Origin of the sequence: Chryseobacterium endalhagicum (assembly GCF_016745235.1) — a bacterium.
Classification (GTDB): domain Bacteria; phylum Bacteroidota; class Bacteroidia; order Flavobacteriales; family Weeksellaceae; genus Chryseobacterium; species Chryseobacterium endalhagicum.
Genome location: NZ_JAELVM010000002.1, coordinates 720,094 through 740,489, shown reverse-complemented (window position 1 = coordinate 740,489; position 20,396 = coordinate 720,094). Strand labels below are relative to the sequence as shown.

Sequence of the window (20,396 nt, the reverse complement as noted above, 5' to 3'; positions counted from 1 at the left end):
GATATCATTTTGTTAAATTGATCCTGGCTTTCTTCAACGCATATCCTGCAGCACCAAGGATGGCCGCATCTTCAAAAATAGCGGAAATTTTAATAGGAAGGTCGATTTTATGCTCTGTTAAATGCTGATTTAACCTCTTTTTAAAATAGGGATACACTTTTGCAATGTTCCCGCCTATAACCAGAACTTCCGGATTGTAGTTCATCACATATTTTACAATAAATTCTGCAAAAGAATCTGCATAGTCATCGAAGATTCTGGACTGTATCTCTTGTGGCTGATCCAGCAGGTCTTTGGTTCCGGTGATTGTTTTACCGGTTAAAGCTGCAAAATGATTCACAAACCACCGTGTCGCCAGATAATCTTCACAGATAGAATCTTTAAACGGGGAATCCCAAAGATCCTCATCTGAAGCTGTTTCTCCGTTATAAAAAGCAGATCCCAATCCTGTCCCGAGAGTAACCCCGAAAATCTTTTCATAATCCTGCACACAGCCTCCAAAAACTTCACCTTCAAGAAAAGCTCCGGCATCATTCACAAAATGAATCCGGGAAACTGAAACGGACAGTCTTTTCGCCAGTTCCTCCTTAATATTGACATTGTAGATATCAATAAATTTCCCCTGCTGCATGAGTGAGATCCCGTTTTCGTAATCAAAAGGGCCGGGCATTGCAATACCTATGAGAAGATCTTCTTTCACCAATCCTTTAGTTACTTTTTCAATCGCAGAGATCCAGGCAGAAAAAATATGTTCCCGGTCTCCGAATGAATCTACATGTTCTCTTACATACGTGGAAGCAATAATCTCCCGCTTTTCCGGATCTACCTGAGCCATGGTAATATGCGAACCCCCAATGTCTATTCCTACTATATTTTGCATTATTCTATGATATTTTTTCTTTAGTCAGATACCAGATGTCAGACATCAGATATCAGACGAGCATCGTTCTAAGATCTAAACTATAATTTTTTCTATTAAAACAGACAGACAAGAAAGCGGAACCGCCCCCTGTCTGCCCATCATAAAATCCCCTAATTTATTTCTACTTTTTATTGTCCACTGAGGATTAAGTTTTTATTCTACGATCAGTTTTCCGGAAGATTTCACTGTATTATCCTTTGAGTTTATGGTATAAACATAGGTTCCTGCAGCTAGTTTCTGGGTACTGATGATCATATCTTTTTTATCAATTTTCTGGTTCATGACTAACTTTCCTGTCCTATCATACAAAACGATCTCTCCGGCAGAACTGTCATTGATCTTAAAATGGATATTATTTCCTTTTTTCACAGGATTTGGGTATACCTGATTTACATTTTCTTTTGCAGAAGCAAGATCCTGTGTAGATAGTGCCGCAGCACAGGCTATGTCTGTTTTCCAGTTGGTGGCAGACATATTGATCAGCGTAGCAAAGTGCGTGTTTGCCGTAGCATCCAAAGCACCGTTTCCGCTGCCTTCGTTCATTTTCCAGTTGGCTTCAAGACCTGCAGCATTAGGAGCTACATTACAGTTGTTGGCAAGGATTTCTGTGGCTGTAAGTGCTCTTTTCCAAACTCTGAATTCATCCAGGAATCCGTTAAGGGTACGGGAGTTATCATAGTTTCTGGCCAGATAGAGAATTCCGTTGGCCGTAAAATTTCCTGTTGCTGCTACACTTGCGTCAAGGTTACCATTGATATAAAGCTTCATTGATGCTCCGTCGTAAGTAGCCGCGATGTGATACCATGTATTGGTGTTTAATCCTGTAGCAGCATTAAGTTTTACCTGTGCCGATCCGAAACTTAGAATGAACTGCAGCTTATTATTCGCAAGGTTTCCGTCTCCGAATCTGAGGATTGCAGAATTGCTGTCTCCTACCTCGATACCCATCACCGATGAAATATAGGGAAAGCCTGTTTTAAAGGCATTTACTTTTACCCATCCTTCAAAACTTAGAGCATTCCCGCTTAAATTAAACTGTCCCGCATTCAGATAATGGCTGCTTCCGTTGAAAGAAAGGGATCTTGCACCGGGACTTTGAACAGGAGCAAACCCACTGTTAAAAGGCGTTTCTGCGCTGTATGCACTGGTAGTTGCTGCACTGCAGACTGCCTGTACTTTCCATACATAATTGGTGTTTTCGGTCAGGCCCGGTAATGTGTAAGAGTTCGTAGAAATATTCGGAACATCCGTCCAGGTTGTTGCAGCCGCTGTTTTATACTGTAAATTGTATGAAGAAGCGCTTGCTACCGCATCCCAGGAAACTTTGGTCGTAGTTCCCAGAAAACTTTCAGATTTCAGGCCGGACGGCATTGCACAGCCGTTTCCCGAATTGAATCTTGGGGCAAATAAATACGTACTTGTAAGGGTGGCAGAACAATTGGTCTGTATTCTCCAGTCGTATTGTGTATTGGCGGTCAAACCGTTGATGACAATACTGTTTCCTGAATAATTACTGGATGCATTCGTCCACGTTGTCGAACTGGCTGGTTTATAATCAATATTATAGGTTACAGAACTGTTTGAAGTCCATTTCAATGTAGCTGAAGTTCCGGTAAGATTAGCAGCTTCAAGTCCAAGAGGCGGATCACACGCTGTTCCCTGGCTCCAGGAATACAAAGAGCCTGTAAGCTGGGTGTTTTCATTGTAAAGAATATTGGATCCTGTACTCAAATAACTTGCATTATCCACGCCATTAAGATCATACCACATAAACACTCCGTACCCATCATTTATGGTGTTGGTGGCTAAAGTGGAAAGAGTTGCCACAGAGGTCGATTGAGGATTGCTGTTTTTTATCCATGTAGCCGCCGCAGAAAGTTTAGCATTAGGAAGAGGCGGTACGGAAGGTGCACTATAAGTACCATAATAGGCATTCCAGCTGTAGTCGATATAATTTCCTGCCATATCTCCGTTATAGCTTTGTCTTGAAGTAGCAGGTCCTAAATAATAAAAAGTAATCAGCTTATCCGGCATGGCCAGTTTAAGCTCCTGTAAAAGCATAACGAAAGAGCTGCTGTTTGGCTGGCCTGTCCCGTTGTTTCCATATCCTGCGTACTCATCATCAAGGTCTACTCCATCCAAACCATAGGTATATACGGTATGAGCGATCTGTAAAGCAAAGTCACGGGCGGCTTCTCTGGTAGGAAAATTGGAAATTCCCGCTCCCTGGTGGTTTCCAAGGATATCCAGAAGGACTTTAATTCCTTTTTGCTGTAACGGACGGACGTAGGTGTTGACATCATTCAATACTTTCGTCACATTATTATTGCTGGAAATATAGGCTCTGTTTTTGGAAACATCATAATTGATATTGGCGGCAAAGATAATTGCCACATCAAAAAGCTGTCTGTTTGTATTCTGAAGGGTGTAAGATCCCACATTCAGCATATTGTTGTTATTCACTTCCACATAGCATATTCCCACAGGATTAAGCTGCTGTGCTTTGAGCATAGTTACCCCCTGGAGGACCAGTAAAGTCAGGGCAGCAAGGATAGATTTTCTTTTCATAGTATAGTTTTAATTTCGGTCACCGGGCCTCCGGCCCGGTGACCGAATGTTTTATTTTACAATTAATTTTTCTGTCTGTTTCAAAGCTCCGTTCTGAGATTCAAACTGCAGGATATAATTCCCCATCGTCAGCCAGGAAAAATCATACTGATTATTTCCTGCCTTCAATGTTTTTGTTTCTACAAGACCTCCGTTAAAATGATACACCGTTAATTTTCCATTGCTGTATTCTTCAGGAATAGAAATGGTAAGAGGTGAAGAGGTGCTTAAAGGATTCGGGTATAATTTTATCTGCTTTTCAGCGGTTACTTCTTCAAGACCTGTCGCTTTCTGAGTTCTTGCGCCAGCCATTTTTTGAGTGCCCGTTGCACAAGGTAAGTCTGTTCCCCAATTGGAAGCATCAACTCCTGTAAGACTAAGTGTAACCCCATTTCCAGAACTGTCCTGAACAGATGACCCGCTGCCTTCATTAAATTTCCAGTAGGCCGAAAGAGAAGTAGCCGGAACGGTTACATTACACATATTCTGGCTGATTTCCGTCTGAGTCAGTGCTTTTTTCCAAACTCTGAACTCATCTATCTTTCCCTGAAAATTACGGGAACTATCGTAGGCATAACCTACATTAAACGCTCCATTGGAAGTAATGTTTCCCGTTTGAGATCTGCTGGCATCAAGAACACCATTGATATAAATTTTCATGGCAGAACCGTCATAGGTAGCAGCAACATGATACCATGTATTGGCATTTAATGCCGTAGTACCCGCTAGTTTCTGTGATGTATTGTTAATGCTGATTACGAACTGAAGTTTGTTATTCGCAAGACTGGCATCACCTAAACGCAAAAGAGCAGAATTTCCTGTACTTACCTCTGTTCCTATAATTGAAGAGATGTAGGGAAAACCGGATTTGAAAGACGATGGTTTGATCCAGCCTTCAAAAGACAGTGCAGATCCGCTTAAGTTAAGGTTTCCTGCCGCACCGGATTCACTGCTTCCATCCAGAGAAAGTGAAGTAGAACCAGTAGGTGTCGTTGGTGTTTCACTTTTGAATCTTGGAGCGAAAATATACGTACTTTTTACACTGCAGTTCGTTCTGATTCTCCAGTCATATTCTGTACCGGCGGTTAATCCCGATATAGTCACTGAAGTGGTGGTTGTAGCCGTTACAGCATTCGTCCATGTTGTAGAAGCTGCTGTTTTATAATCTATATCATACGTATTGGTTCCTACTGCCGACCAGTTTAATTTGGCGCTTGTTCCTGTAAGATTGCTGGTATACAACCCTATCGGTGCATCGCAATTGGTTCCCTGCGTCCAGGATTGTAAAGGTGTGCTTAAAACCGTCTGTTCTCCGTATAAAGTCTGCGTTCCTGCTGAAAGCTGTGATGTTTCATTGGTTCCGTGAAGATCATACCACATGAACACTCCGTAACCGCCGTTCTTTGTCTGCGTCGCCAGGCTTGTGGTCGTAGAATTTGAAGTATTTCCCATCCATACCGCTGCAGGAGAGATTTGTGCATTGGTAAGCGGCGGAACATTCGGTGCTGAAAAAGTTCCATAGTTTGCATTCCAGCTGTGGTTTACATAATCTCCTACCCTTAGACCGTTCCAGGAAAGTCTGGAAGCCGCAGGTCCGTAATAGTAGAATGTGATCAGTTTATTAGGCAGTAAAGCCTTTAATTCCTGTACAAGCATTACGAAAGAACTGGCATTTGGCTGGCCGGTCCCGTTTTGTCCGTAATCTGAATATTCATCATCAAAATCAATCCCGTCAAGACCATAGGTATTGACCGTATGGGCAAGCTGCTGAGCAAAATCTTTGGCTGCTTCACGGGTCGGAAAGTTACAAAGGCCGGCACCCTGATGATTTCCCAGAATGGTAAGCACTACCTTCATTCCTTTGGCCTGAAGCGGCTTTATGTAAGTGTCTGCATTGGTCAGTACTTTCGTAACGTTATTGTTACAGTACAGGTAAGGTCTGCTGCGGCTGGTATCGTAATTGATATTCGCCGCAAAAATATTGACGACATTGAATAAATACTTTCCGGACGTCTGCAATTTGTACGATCCCGCGTTCAGGAGGTTGTTGTTGTTTACTTCCACATAGCAAATTCCCGTAGGACTAAGCTGCTGCGCATGAAGCACAGGCATGGCATGGATGATCATTACGATCAAAAGAGTAATGGCTTTTTTCATATCGTTTTTTTAAAGTGTTGTTTTTTGGTACTATCTAAAATTCATCTTTGAAATTTAAATTGGCAGTATAAATACAGACTAGAACGCTCCTTCCGTTGACTTTTCCAGCTCGCGGGCCGATTTCAAAAATTCTTCCACATCCATTTCTTTGAAAAAGAGCAGACCATGGGTTGCCCTGAGACGCGGACTTTCATTGTCGTAGAAATAAGGTTTTCCTAAAACCAACTGAACATCTTTCAGCTGCTCTACCCACGTCTGAATGGAAAGATGACTGAATTTTCCATCGTAACGGTAGCTTGGGAACGAAGCATCCACCTGGCTCATGTAGCTGTTGGTAAAGCTTTCATCCATGGTACTCATGGCGTTCAGCGATACGGGGAAAATATGGGTAACATCCGCTGCATTAAACTGGTACCAAACATTTCTGTACCCCCAGATTTTAATATTTGAAAGATCTTTTTCCTTGCCCCATTCTCTTACAGCTTCAGCTATCGCCTGCAGAACTTTGTAATGGGTGTCGGGACCGCTGCCTTCGGGATCAAATGCCAGGCTGATTACGGTAGGATTGATGTCCCGCAGCTGTTTGAGGATTGGGATCACATCTCTTTCCCGGTTGGGTTTCTCGGTAAAAATTGCTCCGGTATAGAATCCAAGTCTCAAATGATGAACATTTTTGGTTCTCACTCCGAAGTGGGCCCATACCAGCTCTTCTTCATATTCACGGATCATTCCTTTTAAGGTCTGGATCTTCGGCTCAGGGTTTTGCCCGTCATAGCTGAAATTCACGGCAGTGATGATTTCGCTGATCCTGATTTCCAGATCCTGTCTGTTTTTAAGGGTCCAGAGCTCCACAATATTCCTTACCATTCTGTGGGAAACGGCTCTCGATCTTTCGTAAGCATTTCCAGAGGCAATATTGATCAGGTAATGGTAAACGTCTTTATCTTTTTTATTTTTATAGCCTGCCTCAAAAAAATCCGGGTACTGAAGCATTTCTATTTCGTCTTTCTTCACAAAAGAAAGGGTATCGTTCAGAATTTTTATCAGAAATTTATTGGTAACCGCCGTAAATCCTGAGGTAAGAACCGAATAATGGGATGCATTGGTCTCATTACGCGACTGATAGTGGATGTAAGGCAGCAACCCTAAGGAAATATCATCATGATGCGGTCCGGTATGGTAAAAAACTTCGCTGCTGAGTCTTTCTGTTCCTTTTTTGATTTTTCCGTTAATGGAATCAATGACAGATTGAACGGTATGTTCGTCAAGACCGGGAATAAGCTGTGTATACTGATCTTCTCTGAGATCATCCAATGTCAGATGTTCCGCATATTTATTCAGTTTGCGGGTCAGGGACATGACGGCTTTGTCTGTTTTTTCCTGTGACCAGGTGCCGGAACGGTAGTAATCATCAATATAATCATTCAGCATCCCTGCCGCTCCCAATGTGATGTAGAATCTTCCATTCGGAAGCCCTGCAAGAACAGAGGCCGGATACAGGTTGGATGGCGGAAGCTCAAGCGCATTTTTGATCACGGGAGCTTTTGCTTCTCCTGCCGCGAAAATAATGGCTACGGCGTTTTTGTTATGGGTAATGGTTTCCAGACCAATGGTAATCACCAGCCTTTCCTTTGAAATTTCGATCCCTCCGAGATCTCCTGCTGCCACCGCCTGGGTTTCAAAATTGGTGGAGGTAAGCCGTGTGGTAGAGTACGGATCGGAACCTTTAATATTGAAAGCGATATGCCCATCGGGACCTATTCCGCCCAGAAAAAAACCTATTCCTCCCAATCCGCGGATCTTCTCCTCATATTCCGAGCACCAGTTATCAATTAAGAAAATAGATTCTTTCTGTAGTTTTTCAAGAGCATTCTGTGCTTCGCGGTATCTCAGTTCCTGATTTACTTTATTATCTGGGAAAATTTCTTCAAAATTCCTGCCTTCTGCTAAAGGAATTTCATTGGAATTGATCAAAAGTGCATTTTCACGTTTGAGTCCAAAACCTTCTATATAATATTTGTTGACGTAATGGTAAAAGCTGTTCGCCTGCGACGACTGTATCGGATAAAATTCATCAATCTGAACAAAATAAAGATCTGCCAGTGAAGGTTTATCCTGAAACATCAATCCATGCCTATTCCTCAGTTCAAGGATGCTTTCGCTGTCCCAGTTTTCAAGGATATGTTTCGTCCAGAAAATAAAATATTCCGGCGTTTTACCCGTAGGAAGACTGATGACTCCGGCCGGGTTTTCATGAACCCACTCCAGGAAGCGCAGGGCTGTAAGCATCCCTAAATTTGGAAAGTTATCTACAACGATATAGGGAACATTTACCTTATTGTTGCGTGGAACATCATTTAAAAATGACTGTTCTACAGGCGTAAAAGTTTTGTTCTTTTCCATTACGTTTTGTATTTGGTGTTATACGGTAATAACCTTAAGTCAGCAGGTCAGGATTCTTGTTAAAGGTCTCCCATAACAGTTCTCCAAACAGCGTGTTGGCCCACGCAAACCATTCTCTGGTAAATTTCTTATCGTTGTCCTTGTGGAAAGATTCGTGCATGAATCCGGTTCCTCCATGGGTTTTCTGTAAAGTGTCTATGCACCATTTGATCTCTTTCTTGTCATTGGAAGTAAGGGCTTTCATGATGATACTCATCGGCCAGATCATATCAAGACCAATATGGGGACCGCCAATTCCTTCAGCCAGCTTTCCTTTGAAAAAGAATGGATTATCTTTTGACCAGACATATTTTCTGGTATTCACGTAAACCGGATCATCTGCTTTCACTGCGCCCAGATAAGGTAATCCAAGCAGGCTCGGGCAGTTGGCATCATCCATCAGGTTGTAGCTTCCGAATCCATTGGTTTCAAAAGCATAAATTTTTCCGTATTCAGGATGATCATAAATTCCGTATTTCTTAATGGCACCATCTACCTCATCAGCCAGACTGTTAAGCTGCTGGGCCAGTACCTGCTCGTTTTTGATCTTTGAAACCATCTCTGCTGCCTGGCGTAAGCTTACTACAGCGAACAGATTGGAAGGAATCAGAAAAGCGTAGATCGTAGCATCATCACTCGGACGGAACATAGAATTGATCAGTCCCACAGGATTGGTTGGGTAACCGTAGCCTCCCATTGGAATTCCATCGGTAGCCCAGGCTGTGGTACGCTCGAACTTGTAAGGTCCAAGGTCTGTTTTTCTCTGCTGTTCTTTAAACGTCTGCAAAGTCAGTTTAATTCCCTGCAGCCAGCTGCTGTCGAACGGTTTGGTATCACCCGTTGTTTTCCAGAAATGGTAAGCAAGACGGATAGGATAGCACAGTGAATCTATTTCCCACTTTCTTTCGTGAATACCGGGTTTCATATCTGTGTGATCGTATTCTTTCCATTTGCTTATTTTATTTTCGTCGTTATAAAAAGCATTGGCATATGGATCTTTCAGGATGAATTCCGTCTGTTTGTGAATCACTCCTGAGATCAGCTGATGTAGTTTTTCGTCTTTCTTAGAGAACTGCAGATAAGGGAAAACCTGTGCAGAGCTGTCACGAAGCCACATGGCATCGATGTCTCCCGTAATAACGTAGGTATCCGGAGTTCCGTTGGTTTCTTTATAAAAAACAGTAGTATCTAATGTATTGGGGAAACAGTTTTCGAATAACCAGACAAGTTCTTTATTTTTTACTTTCTTTTTAAAAGCGGCAATCGCACTTTCTACGGCTTCACTGGTAAAATGTCTTTTATCTTTTGGAACACGTACCACCGGGAAATCTTCTGCACCCAGTGTTTTTGCAAAAACATTTTGGGTAAACAGCAGTCCCGCTCCGGCCAGTGCACTTGTCTTTATAAAATTTCTCCTTTCCATTATACTTTTTGTTTCGTTATTTTTTTATTGATTTATTTTACAGGCTTGCTTCCCATTACGAATTTCAGTTCTCCGCCATTCATGATATCGCTGTGACTGATCTCCCAGCTTTTGAATTCTTTCCCGTTCAGGAACATTTTCTGTACATAAATGTTTTTATCTGAGATTTTATCAGCAGTTACTGTAAAGGTTTTTCCGTTTTCAAGCTTTAAAGCCACTTTCGGGAATTGAGGCGCCCCGATCGCGTATACAGGTTTTCCCGGTGTCACAGGATAAAATCCTAGTGATGAGAAAATATACCAGGCAGACATCTGGCCGCAGTCTTCGTTGTTTACAATTCCGTCCGGTTTTGCAGCGTACATATTGTCGCGGATGAATTTCACCATTTTCTGGGTTTTGTAAGGACTTCCCGCATAATTATACAGGTAAGGAACATGATGCCCCGGCTCGTCACCAAATCCTAAAGACCCAATAAATCCTGAAATATCCACATGCTGCTCGCCTTCCATTTTTAAAGCTTCGGTAAAGGTTTTATCCAGCTTTTCTTCAAAGCCTTTCTTTCCGCCGTACAGATTCATCATTTCATCAATCTGGTGAGGAACAAAGAAGTCATACGCCCAGATATTTCCGGAAACCCAGTGCGGCTGCAGTTTTTTCCAGTCATTTAATTTAAAATCAGGAATAAATTCCCCGTTTTTCTGTCTTGGCCAGAAATGGTTATTTTCTTTGTTGAATGTATTAAGGAAGCTCATAGAACGTTTCTTATACACTTCTGCTTCTTCTTTTTTGCCCAGTTTTTCGGCAAGCTGCTGGATGCACCAGTCATCATAGGCGTATTCCAGTGTTGCAGAAACTGAAGCTCCGTTTTCTGATGGTGTATAGCCTAATTTAATATAATCATTAAGCCCTCCGCCGCCATCGCTGCTGCTCATTTTGTCCGTTAAAGAAGCATCTTTCATGGCTGCAAAAGCTTTTTCGTGATCAATTCCCGGTACTCCTTTGGAAATAGCATCCCAGATTACTGATACACTGTGATATCCGAGCATACAGAAATTATCATATCCGCAGAGTTCCCAGATCGGCATATGATCTTTGCGGTCTGTAAACCTGCTGATCAGGGAGTTCGCAAATTCTTTGGTATGTTTCTGATCCATAATGGTCAGCAGCGGGTGTGTAGCCCTGAAACCATCCCAGTAGGAATAGGTGCTGTAATTGGTAAACCATTTGGTATTCATATTTTCCTGAGCGGCGACATAATCTCCGTTGGTATCCATATACAAATTGGGAGCAATAAAGGTGTGATAGACTCCGGTGTAGAAAATTTTTCTCTGGTCATCCGTTCCGCCTGTCACCTGGAATCTGTTGATCAGGTCTCTCCAGGTATTCTGGGCTGTTTCTTTAGCTTTGGCAAAATCTACATTCGTTGCTTCTGCATCAAAGTTTTGCTGTGCGCCTTCTGTACTTACGGGAGACAGGGAAACTTTTACTTCAATGCTTTCATTTTCTTCTGTAGAAAACCTTACAAATGCTTTTGCATCTTTGGCCAATGCAATTTTTTCGTTTTCTTTTATTTTCCCTTCTGAATAGGTTCCGTAAGATTTAAAAGGTTTAGAAAATTCCATCACGAAATAAGCGAATCTTTTTCCGCCCCAGCCATTGCTGTAGCAGTAGCCTTTGATCTTGTTGTTTCCTTCAATACTTACGAGTGTGTGGTAAATATTTCCGAAGATCTTATTCATAGGATCTATGATCACGTTAGCCTCTTCAGTCTTTGGAAAGGTATATTTATGAAATCCTACTCTTGGAGAAGCCGTAAGCTCAGCTTTAATTCCATAGCTGTCCAGCATCACAGAATAATATCCCGGCGATGCGGTTTCTTTTTCGTGAGTGAATGTTGAGCGGTAGCCGCTTTCCGGTTTGTCTTCTGAGCCCGGAAGCATCTTTATTTTCCCGGTTGTCGGCATCACCAGGATATCTCCAAGATCTGCCCAGCCTGTTCCACTCAGGTGGTTATGGCTGAAACCCATGATGGTTTTACTGCTGTAATGGTATCCGGAGCACCAGTCCCAGTCACCGCTTTTGGTATTCTGATCCGGACTGAGCTGGATCATTCCGAACGGTGTGGTGGCTCCCGGAAATGTATGACCATGCCCTCCTGTTCCAATGAAAGGGTCTACCCAGGAAAGGACGTCGCCTTTTTGCTTCTGGGCATTTCCTCCGGTTGAAAACAGGGTAACTAATAAAAATACAAGAAGTTCTTTTTTCATAATCATAATACGGAAATCTTAAAAATTCTTCAAGATAAGGGTTTATTCAACAATATAAAAGCCCTGGCATGGGTTTCAACGAACGGGAAAATAAATTCTGCCAACCTATTTTCTTAGTTTTCAATCCGTTTAAAGCGAATTGTTTTTCATAAAATCAATAATTTCTGAAATATATCCAAATGCCATGGCCACCACGGTATCTGCGGCGCCATAGTAAACAGTCACTTTATCTCCTTCGGAAAGTGCTGCACATGGGAAAACCACATTCGGAATATCTCCTGTAAGCTCATACAGTTCTGCAGGAGCCAGCAGATACGGCTTTGTACGGTACAGTACTTTAGACGGATCTTCAAGATCAAGCAGTGCTGCTCCCATAGAATATCTGAATCCTCTGCAGGTATTGATTACTCCGTGATAGAAAAGCAGCCAGCCTTCTTCCGTTCTTATAGGAACAGGTCCCGCTCCTATTTTCGTACACTGCCACGCGCTGTCTTCAAACGGCGACACTTTCATGACACATCTGTGCTCGCCCCAATATTTCATATCCGGACTGTAGCTGATGTAGATATCTCCGAAAGGGGTATGTCCGTTATCGCTCGGTCTGCTCAGCATGGCATATTTACCGTCTATTTTTTCAGGGAAAAGAACGCCGTTTCTGTTGAAGGGCAGGAATGCATTTTCGCACTGAAAGAATTCTTTAAAATCAAATGTATAGGCAATTCCGATGGTAGGTCCGTTATAACCGTTGCACCATGTAATCCAGTAACGGTCTTCTATAAAGGCAACACGGGGGTCATATTTATAATCCGATTCTATCATTTCGGTATTTCCGGCCTTCATATCAATAGGGTCATGATTGATCTCCCAATTGATCCCATCCTTACTGAAACCTGCAAAAATATTCATCTGTACCGCTTTGTTATCGCAGCGGAAAACGCCCGCGAAACCATCCTCAAAAGGAACCACTGCACTGTTGAAAATGCTGTTGGATGTAGGGATCGCGTATCTGTTGATGATCGGATTTGCAGAGTAACGCCACATAATATCATGGCCGCCTTCCGGACGATCCTGCCAAGGGATCTTTGCTGGTTGAAATGTCATAAAGTATTTTTTTACTTTTTGTTTAATATGTTTAATGAATGATTTAGTCTTCTTTTAGTTTTTCAGGATAGGAAAACGGAACAAGCCATGTGACTATAAAAGCAGGTATGGTAGCGATCAGAACCCAGATGAAGAACATTTTGTAGCCCACCCAGTCGCTGATCATCCCGCTGAACATTCCGGGAATCATGACCCCGAGGTTCATAATGCCTGTGGCAAATGCGTAATGAGCTGTTTTGTGCTCGCCGGGTGCAATCTGCTGCATGATATAAAGCATCAGACCTACAAATCCGAACCCATAGCCGAAATATTCCACGACAACCGCAACACCTACCGGAAGCAGTTCTGTAGGCTGGAAATAAGCCAGCAATGCATAGACTACAAACGGAATATTAAAGGCAGAGCACAGCCAGATCAATGATCTTTTCAGTCCTCTCGCAGCGATAAAATAACCTGCTAAAACAGATCCCAGAATAAATGCCGCTGAACCGTATGTTCCGTAAATAAGTCCAATCTCTGATGTGGATAATCCAAGTCCTCCGGAAGTTCTTGGCGCCTTGAAAAACAGAGGTGCAATTTTGATGGCAAATCCTTCTGCAAAACGGTAGAGAATAATGAAGAGCACAGCCCACATAATATTCTTTTTTTTGAAGAAAGAAGTGATGACCTCCAGCAGTTCTTTACGGACATTGCCCGCTTTTTGGGTCTGCTTTTCCTGTTTATTTTCTTTGGGTAAAACAGCATAATGATACACTGCCAGAGCAAAAAACAGAAGGCCGTAAATTCCCATGATGATCATCCAGGCATTAGTCACTCCTTTTGTTTTCTCCAAAACTCCCGCGAAATAAACCAGAACCCCGCTGCTTATGATCTTGGCCAGGTTATAAAAAGCTCCCTGCCATCCAATATATTTTGCCTGTTCTTTGTTTGTTAAAAAATTGATATAAGTTCCGTCCGCAGCAATGTCATGAGTAGCTCCGCAAAATGCCACAACGGCAAAAAGAGCGATGCTGTACTTGAAAAAATCAGGCATCGGTAGGCTTAATGCAATCAGAGCGAACAGAATTCCTATGGCAAACTGAGTGGCTACGACAAAGAACTTTTTTGTTTTATAGATCTCCAGAAAAGGACTCCAAAGAGGCTTTAAGGTCCAGGAAAACATAATCAGAGCGGTCCAGAATGTAATCTTGGAATCTGAAATCCCCATATCTTTATACATAATCCCTGAAACCGCATTAATGGTTACAAAGGGAATTCCCATTGCAAAATATAATGTTGATATCCAGAAGATCGGCTTTACCAAACGAGTTTCAGAGCTGTTGTTTCCCATATTCAAACTAAAATACTAAAGAAAAGAGGGCCACCCAAAAGCATCATTCCTTTATTGAAACGAAACTAAAATTGAAGAATCCTAAAACAAGTGTTTATGTGAGATTTCTCCGGCCGGAATGAAAAAAACCAAATTAAATCTAACTTTTGAGATGGCCTCTTTATCTTTTAATGTCTGCTTAAAATTATTATTTTTTATCCCACCATAGCTTGGTACCTCCTGTGTCCGGGCCTCCAAGATATTGTAAGGCTTGTGCATAGTTCAGGGTATTGTTTCTGTATTTGGTTGGGATAGGAATTCTTCTGATCATCGCATCTGTACTGATGGTTCCCTGGCTGTCGTTCAGAACATTTTTGAAAATAATCGGGTATCCCGTTCTTCTCTGCTCTGCCCAAGCCTCTGCCCCGTCAGGATAAATAGCGATCCATTTCTGGGTCATGATTCTTTCTAATTTTCTTTCGAAATTATCACCATCATTCCATTTGATTGTAATGGTACTTAGCATCGGGCTTCCCGCTAAAATACTGTTTGAAGCATTTTTAGTATCAATATAAGGAGCTTCCTTGGAAGTAGCATCTGCCACGTATGCTGCATACGCTGCGCTTTTCCCCCATTCTGCAAATGACATTTCGATACCTTTGTTATAATTTGTTCCTGCATCGCCCGCTCCTGCGTAGCCTCTGATAGCTGCTTCCGCTTTTAGGAACCAGATTTCTGCAGCAGTAAATATTTTATTTTTACCGTTACTATTGGAAAAATAGTCTCCATTAGCAGATGCAGCAATCGGCTGGGAAAAGTCTCCATAACGGTCTTTGCTTCCACCCATGTCTACACCCTGTCTTATTCCAATGTATTGTCCGGCTACAGTAGGGTCGGTAGCAGGTTTAGCATAAGCTGACCTTCTAGGGTCATTAAACCCATTCATATATGCCATTAACGGAGCTCCGATTTTACAATCTCCCCACGAGTAAATAATATCGCTGAGAGGAGAAGCCCCTCCATAATTAATCAGAGCATTTGAAGAGTTTTCATCAATAAATCCTACAGGAGAAGCTAAAGCCTGTTCTGCATAAAGTCTTGATTTAGCAGGATCAGCATAACTGATTCTCATAGCAAATCTTAACTTTAAAGAATTGGCCAATTTTGCCCAGTTTACAAGACTTCCCCCATACATAAGATCTGATTTAGTGATGACCGCCTTATCTTCTACACCCGGAGTTTGCTGCAGGTCTGATATAGCAGAGGTCAGATCTGTGATAAAATTGTTATACGCTTCCTGTTGTGAATCAAAATCAGTGATCCCCGCAGAATTCGGCGTCTCAAACTTACTGTAAATAATCGGGCCATGGGCATCTGATACTTTACTGGCAGAAATTACTTTAAGAATTTTAGTCAGAGCAAGTGATGCCTTGAAGTTAATACCAGGATAGTTTTTTTGTATCACAGTATTGATAGCTTTTGATTTATCAAAAACATCCTCCAGCTGTGTCATCATGATTCTTTCATTCCAGCCATCCATAATAAAATAGGTCGTGTTATTTCTTCCTCCGTTATATGGCGTTGCTGTGCTGAATAAACCGCTAAACATGTCTGCATTCAGGTTGGTTTGCAGCTGATAGATCCAATTGGTAGAGCTCTGCTGATTTCTCTGCATCAATTTTAACGGATTTACTATCTGGGTAAAATCGGCATTAAAATTTTCAGGCCCTCCGATGTACTCCTGATTATATTTATCAAATTCACTCGTGCAGCCTAAAGCAGAAAACAGCATAATGGCACTGAATGATATCGTTTTAATATGAGATATTTTCATTTTGTTAAAATTAGAAGTTAGCTTTTAATGATAGACCAACTGATCTGGTAATTGGCATTCCAAACATATCGATTCCTACACCTCCAGGATTAACTCCGGATACTTGCTCAGGATCAAATGGAGCATCTTTGTACAGGAAGAACAGATTGCTTCCGATCAAACTTACTGTCGCATTTTCCATATATTTTGAACGAACATCAAAGGTATATGAAATGGAAGCCTGTCTCAGACGTACTGCTGTAGCTTTATACATATATGGCTCATCAATAGATCCTGATACTTTTGAATAGTATTTTTCAGCGTCAGTTAATCCCGTGTAAGGCGTTCCGTTTTCATAAACTGCATTTGGAATGCTTACTCCTCCATTATCACGGGCATCTGCTGTTGCCTGACTTACTCCGAACTGATCATTTTTAGCTTGGGTATATCCCAATACCTTACCTCCAAATTTACCATCAATCAGGAAGCTGATTCCTAATTTCCCGATGTTAAATGAGTTGTTGAAACCAAGAATAAATTTAGGATTTGGATTCCCAAGATATTGAACCTGGTTTTCATCTCTTAATGGTACGCCATCTGCATCCACAATTATTCTGCCTTCTCCGTCTCTTTTGAATACTGATCCGTAAATATCCCCAAACGAGCCTCCTACTTTCAGTCTGTTATATCCACCACCTGCAAGCACAAATGTTTTATCACTCGACAGCTTTAAACTGGAAGGAAATAGCTCCTTAATTACGTTTTTATTTGCAGATGCGTTGATAGTTGTTGTCCATCCGAATTTCTCTCCACCAAATATTTTATAAGATAAACTGGATTCGAAACCTTTATTCTGAATCTTACCTGCATTGATGTCAAATCGTCCTGTTCCAAATCCTAAGTTAGAGGAGATTTCAATGGCTTGCAGCAACTGATTTGATACAATTGAGTTGTAATACGTAAAATCAAAAGTTAAACGATTATCAAAAAGCCTTAGCTCAGTACCCGTTTCAAACGTTTCATTAAGTTCAGGCTTAGGAAAAAGGTCTGAAAAGGCAGGATTAGTCACAGGAGACGAAACAGGATTGATCACAGTACCTGCATTTACCTGATACACTTGTGAACTGGTTAAAAAAGCAGGAGGTAAACCTAACCCAACTTTTGCGTAAGAACCTCTTATTTTCCAAAAATTAATAGATTTTGGAAGATTAAAAATTTCTGATATAATGGCATTTACCCCTACCGATTCATAGTCAAATGATTTTTGGCTGGCACTAGCCAAACTGGAGTCCCAGTCGTTTCTAAATGTTACATCAAGGTATAAGAATTTTTTATATCCGATATTGGCACTTGCAAAAACAGACTGCACCTGTTTTTTTGTACTGTACTGCAAATAGCTGATCCCGTTCCCATTCTGACCCGGCCACTGCAAATTATTCAGTGTGAAAAGATTAGCCGTTACTAAAAGATTATTTTCAATACTGCTTGATGTATACCTTTGGGTATTAATACTTCCTCCCACAGTAAAATCTAAAGAAATATCATCCGTGATTTTTGGACTTCCTATTAACAATGCATCACCATAAGTAGAGGAAGTCTCCACAACATCTTTATAAAGTTTACCATTATCATTTCCACCTAATAATACAGGTAGAGAATATACAGCCACATTTCGCTGGCTATCTGACGTAGTATAACTATAATTTCCTCTTACTCTTGCAGATAACCAAGGATTCAACTGATAGCTTAGCGTAGCAGCACTGTAAAGATTTTTATTCTTTGTTGTAACCGGGTTTTGATTAAGAATCCAATATGGATTTTGAGATTCTACACTAAAACTTCCGTCCGGCTTTATTGCCCACCAGTTTTGAGCAGGAAGCAACCTGCTGCTGTTTAGATAAGAATAATTTGAACCACTGAACTGATCAAAATCAACACCTCTGGGCAGCCAGTATAGATTTACCAATGGTGAGTAATAAGAACCCGGAGTCAGTCTGTTTTTACCGTTCTGCAAAGATCCCATAAAATTGGCATCTAAGGTCAGCTTATCATCCAGAAATTTACTTGAATTCCTGAAATTAATATTATACTGATCAAATACTGATGTTGGAATAATTCCTTTATTCGTCGTATTTCCTATAGAGAAGAAATTGTTGGATTTTTCATTTCCTGATTGAAAGGAAACGTTGTTAACCCAGGTAGCTCCCGTCTGTAAAAAATCTTTAAGATAGTCTTTTGAAGCTCCTTTTACTCCCCAACTCTGCTGAGAACCGGTTTGCCCATTTGCAGGATCGTAAGGAATACTCTGCAGATAGCTGTGCTGTAGTTCGGGAAGGCTGTAGGCCTTATCAAGAGTCAAACTTGTGTTATAAGATATTCTACTTCTTCCAGCTTTTCCTTTTTTGGTAACAATCAGTACTGCTCCATTTCCTCCTGCACCACCATACAAAGCTGCAGCTGACGCACCTTTTAGGAAATTAATACTTTCAATATCTTCAGGATTAATGGAACTTAATACATCTCCTGTATCAGGCATCGATGCAAAAAAATCAACATTTGGCCCTTTTGTGTTATTAATAATAGGGATACCATCAATAACATATAATGGCTGGCTGTTTCTTGTTGATTTATCACCCCTCATAACAACCCTCACCGATCCACCAACCCCACCATTGGTCTTGTTAATCTGTACGTTGGAAACCTTTCCGTTGATTGAATTTAAAAGATTGGGTGTTTTTACTTCTGTCAATTCATCCCCACCGATCTGCTGGCTGGAGTACGTAAGGGAACGCGCCTGCCTTTTTATCCCCAAAGAAGTAACAACCACCTCTTCTATCTTGGTTGTTTTAGCAGTATCTGCCTGTTTTGTTTCCTGTGCGTAGGCGGATAAGGAAATAGCTAATAAAACCGGTATAACAGTTTTTCTCATAAGGTTAGTTTTATTAAGATTTATTTGAGAATCAATTACATCACTCTAAATATTGTTTAGTTTTTAAAACGAGATTTATCTTCATTTTTCTGCAATATTTGCATCAAATAATTAAAGTTTTGTTAAGATTTAATTCATATTAGCAAATCTAAATTTTGTTAACAGTCAGATATAATGTTATTTTATCATAAAACGATATTATTTTTTCAGGTCTTTTCACAGCCCCGTGATTACTCATTGATTTGCAGGACGGTATAAGGATTCGAACTTTTATTTATATTGAGTATTTATAGTACATTTTTAACACTTATTGATCAAAACCTGCCCCTGTATTTATTAAAAAATCCGGATCAATTGATCCGGATCATATCATTAAGCAATAAGTTCAAAATAAAAATATTACTCGATTTTTTTTACGCCTTTAAAAAGTTCTTTAAATTCGGTAGGTGTTGTTTTTTTGATAGATTTAAAAACTTTATTGAAGTTTGCAATATTATTAAAACCAGCTTCAAAAGCAGTTTCAAAAACGGTCAGGTTCTTTTCCATCAGCCATCTTGCGGCATAACTGATCCTGATTTCGTTCAGATAATTCACAAACGTTTTTCCTGTTCTTTTTTTGATAAACCTGTTGAACGTTACACTGCTCATATTGATCAGTGAAGCGGCATCATGGAGTGTGATTTTACTTTCAAAATTCTTATGGACAAAATCATGCACGATCTTCATTTTATCATTATCGGCAAAGGTTTCGAGCTCTATGCTGTAAGAGGACAGAAGGGTTTTATCTTCAGCAACAGCCAGTTCATTCAGAATCTTCATGATCTCAATGAATGATTCAAAGCTGCTCATTTTGGATAAATTCAGAAAAGAATCCTTTAGCTTTTCCGCCGTTTCCTGCGAAAATAATATTCCCCGTATTGATTCCTTCATCAGATTGCTGATCGGTTTCAGAATATTCTTATCCATCATAGACTGGTTAAAAAAATCCTGGTTGAACTGTACGGTGATCTCGTGGGTCTTTTTGTTCTTACACTTATAGTTTGCCCAGCAGTGTGGCAGATTCGGGCCTACCAAAACCAGTTCAATATCGCCGATCTCTCCTGTGTGATCCCCGATCAATCTCCGGTATCCCTTTCCTTTGATGATAAAATTGATCTCGATTTCCGGATGATAATGATATGGAAAATCAAAAGATGTCTTTATCCTGTCGAATACAAGAAAACTGTCCTCGGGAGATAATGGAGTTATTTCTCTCAAAATATTCTCTAGCTTGCTCATCTAATCTTTGAAGAAATTAAGTTTATAATTCAATACGGTATGTTTTACAAAATTGATAAAAAACCAATCAACTAATATATAATTTTTATTTTTTCTGTGATTTTGATTAAAAATTGAAATCGAAAAGTAAAATAAACCCTATTATGGA

Annotated in this window: 11 protein-coding genes; all 11 read right to left on the bottom strand. The window is 40.8% G+C overall.

Annotation, left to right across the window (positions count from 1 at the left end):
• Nucleotides 1–4: 4 nt before the first annotated feature.
• The 11 genes from JET18_RS13655 to JET18_RS13605 all read right to left on the bottom strand — a co-directional run bounded on the left by JET18_RS13655 (nt 5) and on the right by JET18_RS13605 (nt 20,248).
• On the bottom strand, nt 5–880 hold the full coding sequence (locus tag JET18_RS13655) for an ROK family protein (protein ID WP_202091917.1): 876 nt from the start codon (nt 878–880) through the stop codon (nt 5–7).
• A gap of 195 nt (nt 881–1,075) precedes the next feature.
• Nucleotides 1,076–3,490 carry an endo-beta-N-acetylglucosaminidase H gene (locus JET18_RS13650; RefSeq protein ID WP_202091916.1) on the bottom strand — a complete coding sequence of 805 codons (2,415 nt, stop codon included), beginning with the start codon at nt 3,488–3,490 and terminating at the stop codon, nt 1,076–1,078.
• A 51-nt stretch (nt 3,491–3,541) separates the two neighbouring features.
• Nucleotides 3,542–5,686, bottom strand: coding sequence for an endo-beta-N-acetylglucosaminidase H (locus tag JET18_RS13645; protein ID WP_202091914.1), 2,145 nt, complete (start codon nt 5,684–5,686; stop codon nt 3,542–3,544).
• Nucleotides 5,687–5,764: 78 nt separating this feature from the next.
• A complete protein-coding gene (locus JET18_RS13640) occupies nt 5,765–8,089 on the bottom strand; it encodes a glucosamine-6-phosphate isomerase (protein ID WP_202091912.1) in 2,325 nt (774 codons plus the stop codon).
• A gap of 34 nt (nt 8,090–8,123) precedes the next feature.
• Nucleotides 8,124–9,551, bottom strand: a complete 1,428-nt coding sequence (locus JET18_RS13635; RefSeq protein WP_202091910.1) for a glycoside hydrolase family 125 protein — start codon at nt 9,549–9,551, stop codon at nt 8,124–8,126.
• Nucleotides 9,552–9,583: 32 nt separating this feature from the next.
• Complete coding sequence (locus JET18_RS13630; protein WP_228728550.1) at nt 9,584–11,818, bottom strand: GH92 family glycosyl hydrolase; 2,235 nt, start codon at nt 11,816–11,818, stop codon at nt 9,584–9,586.
• A gap of 129 nt (nt 11,819–11,947) precedes the next feature.
• Nucleotides 11,948–12,919 (bottom strand): glycoside hydrolase family 130 protein, encoded by a 972-nt coding sequence (locus tag JET18_RS13625; protein WP_202091906.1) that lies wholly within the window; start codon nt 12,917–12,919, stop codon nt 11,948–11,950.
• A 43-nt stretch (nt 12,920–12,962) separates the two neighbouring features.
• Complete coding sequence (locus tag JET18_RS13620; RefSeq protein WP_202091903.1) at nt 12,963–14,249, bottom strand: MFS transporter; 1,287 nt, start codon at nt 14,247–14,249, stop codon at nt 12,963–12,965.
• Between the two features lie 187 nt (nt 14,250–14,436).
• Nucleotides 14,437–16,062 carry a SusD/RagB family nutrient-binding outer membrane lipoprotein gene (locus JET18_RS13615; protein WP_202091901.1) on the bottom strand — a complete coding sequence of 542 codons (1,626 nt, stop codon included), beginning with the start codon at nt 16,060–16,062 and terminating at the stop codon, nt 14,437–14,439.
• Between the two features lie 10 nt (nt 16,063–16,072).
• Nucleotides 16,073–18,970 carry a SusC/RagA family TonB-linked outer membrane protein gene (locus tag JET18_RS13610; protein WP_202091899.1) on the bottom strand — a complete coding sequence of 966 codons (2,898 nt, stop codon included), beginning with the start codon at nt 18,968–18,970 and terminating at the stop codon, nt 16,073–16,075.
• Nucleotides 18,971–19,369: 399 nt separating this feature from the next.
• Nucleotides 19,370–20,248: an AraC family transcriptional regulator gene (locus tag JET18_RS13605; protein WP_202091897.1), complete on the bottom strand. Its 879-nt coding sequence runs from the start codon at nt 20,246–20,248 to the stop codon at nt 19,370–19,372.
• Nucleotides 20,249–20,396 lie beyond the last annotated feature (148 nt).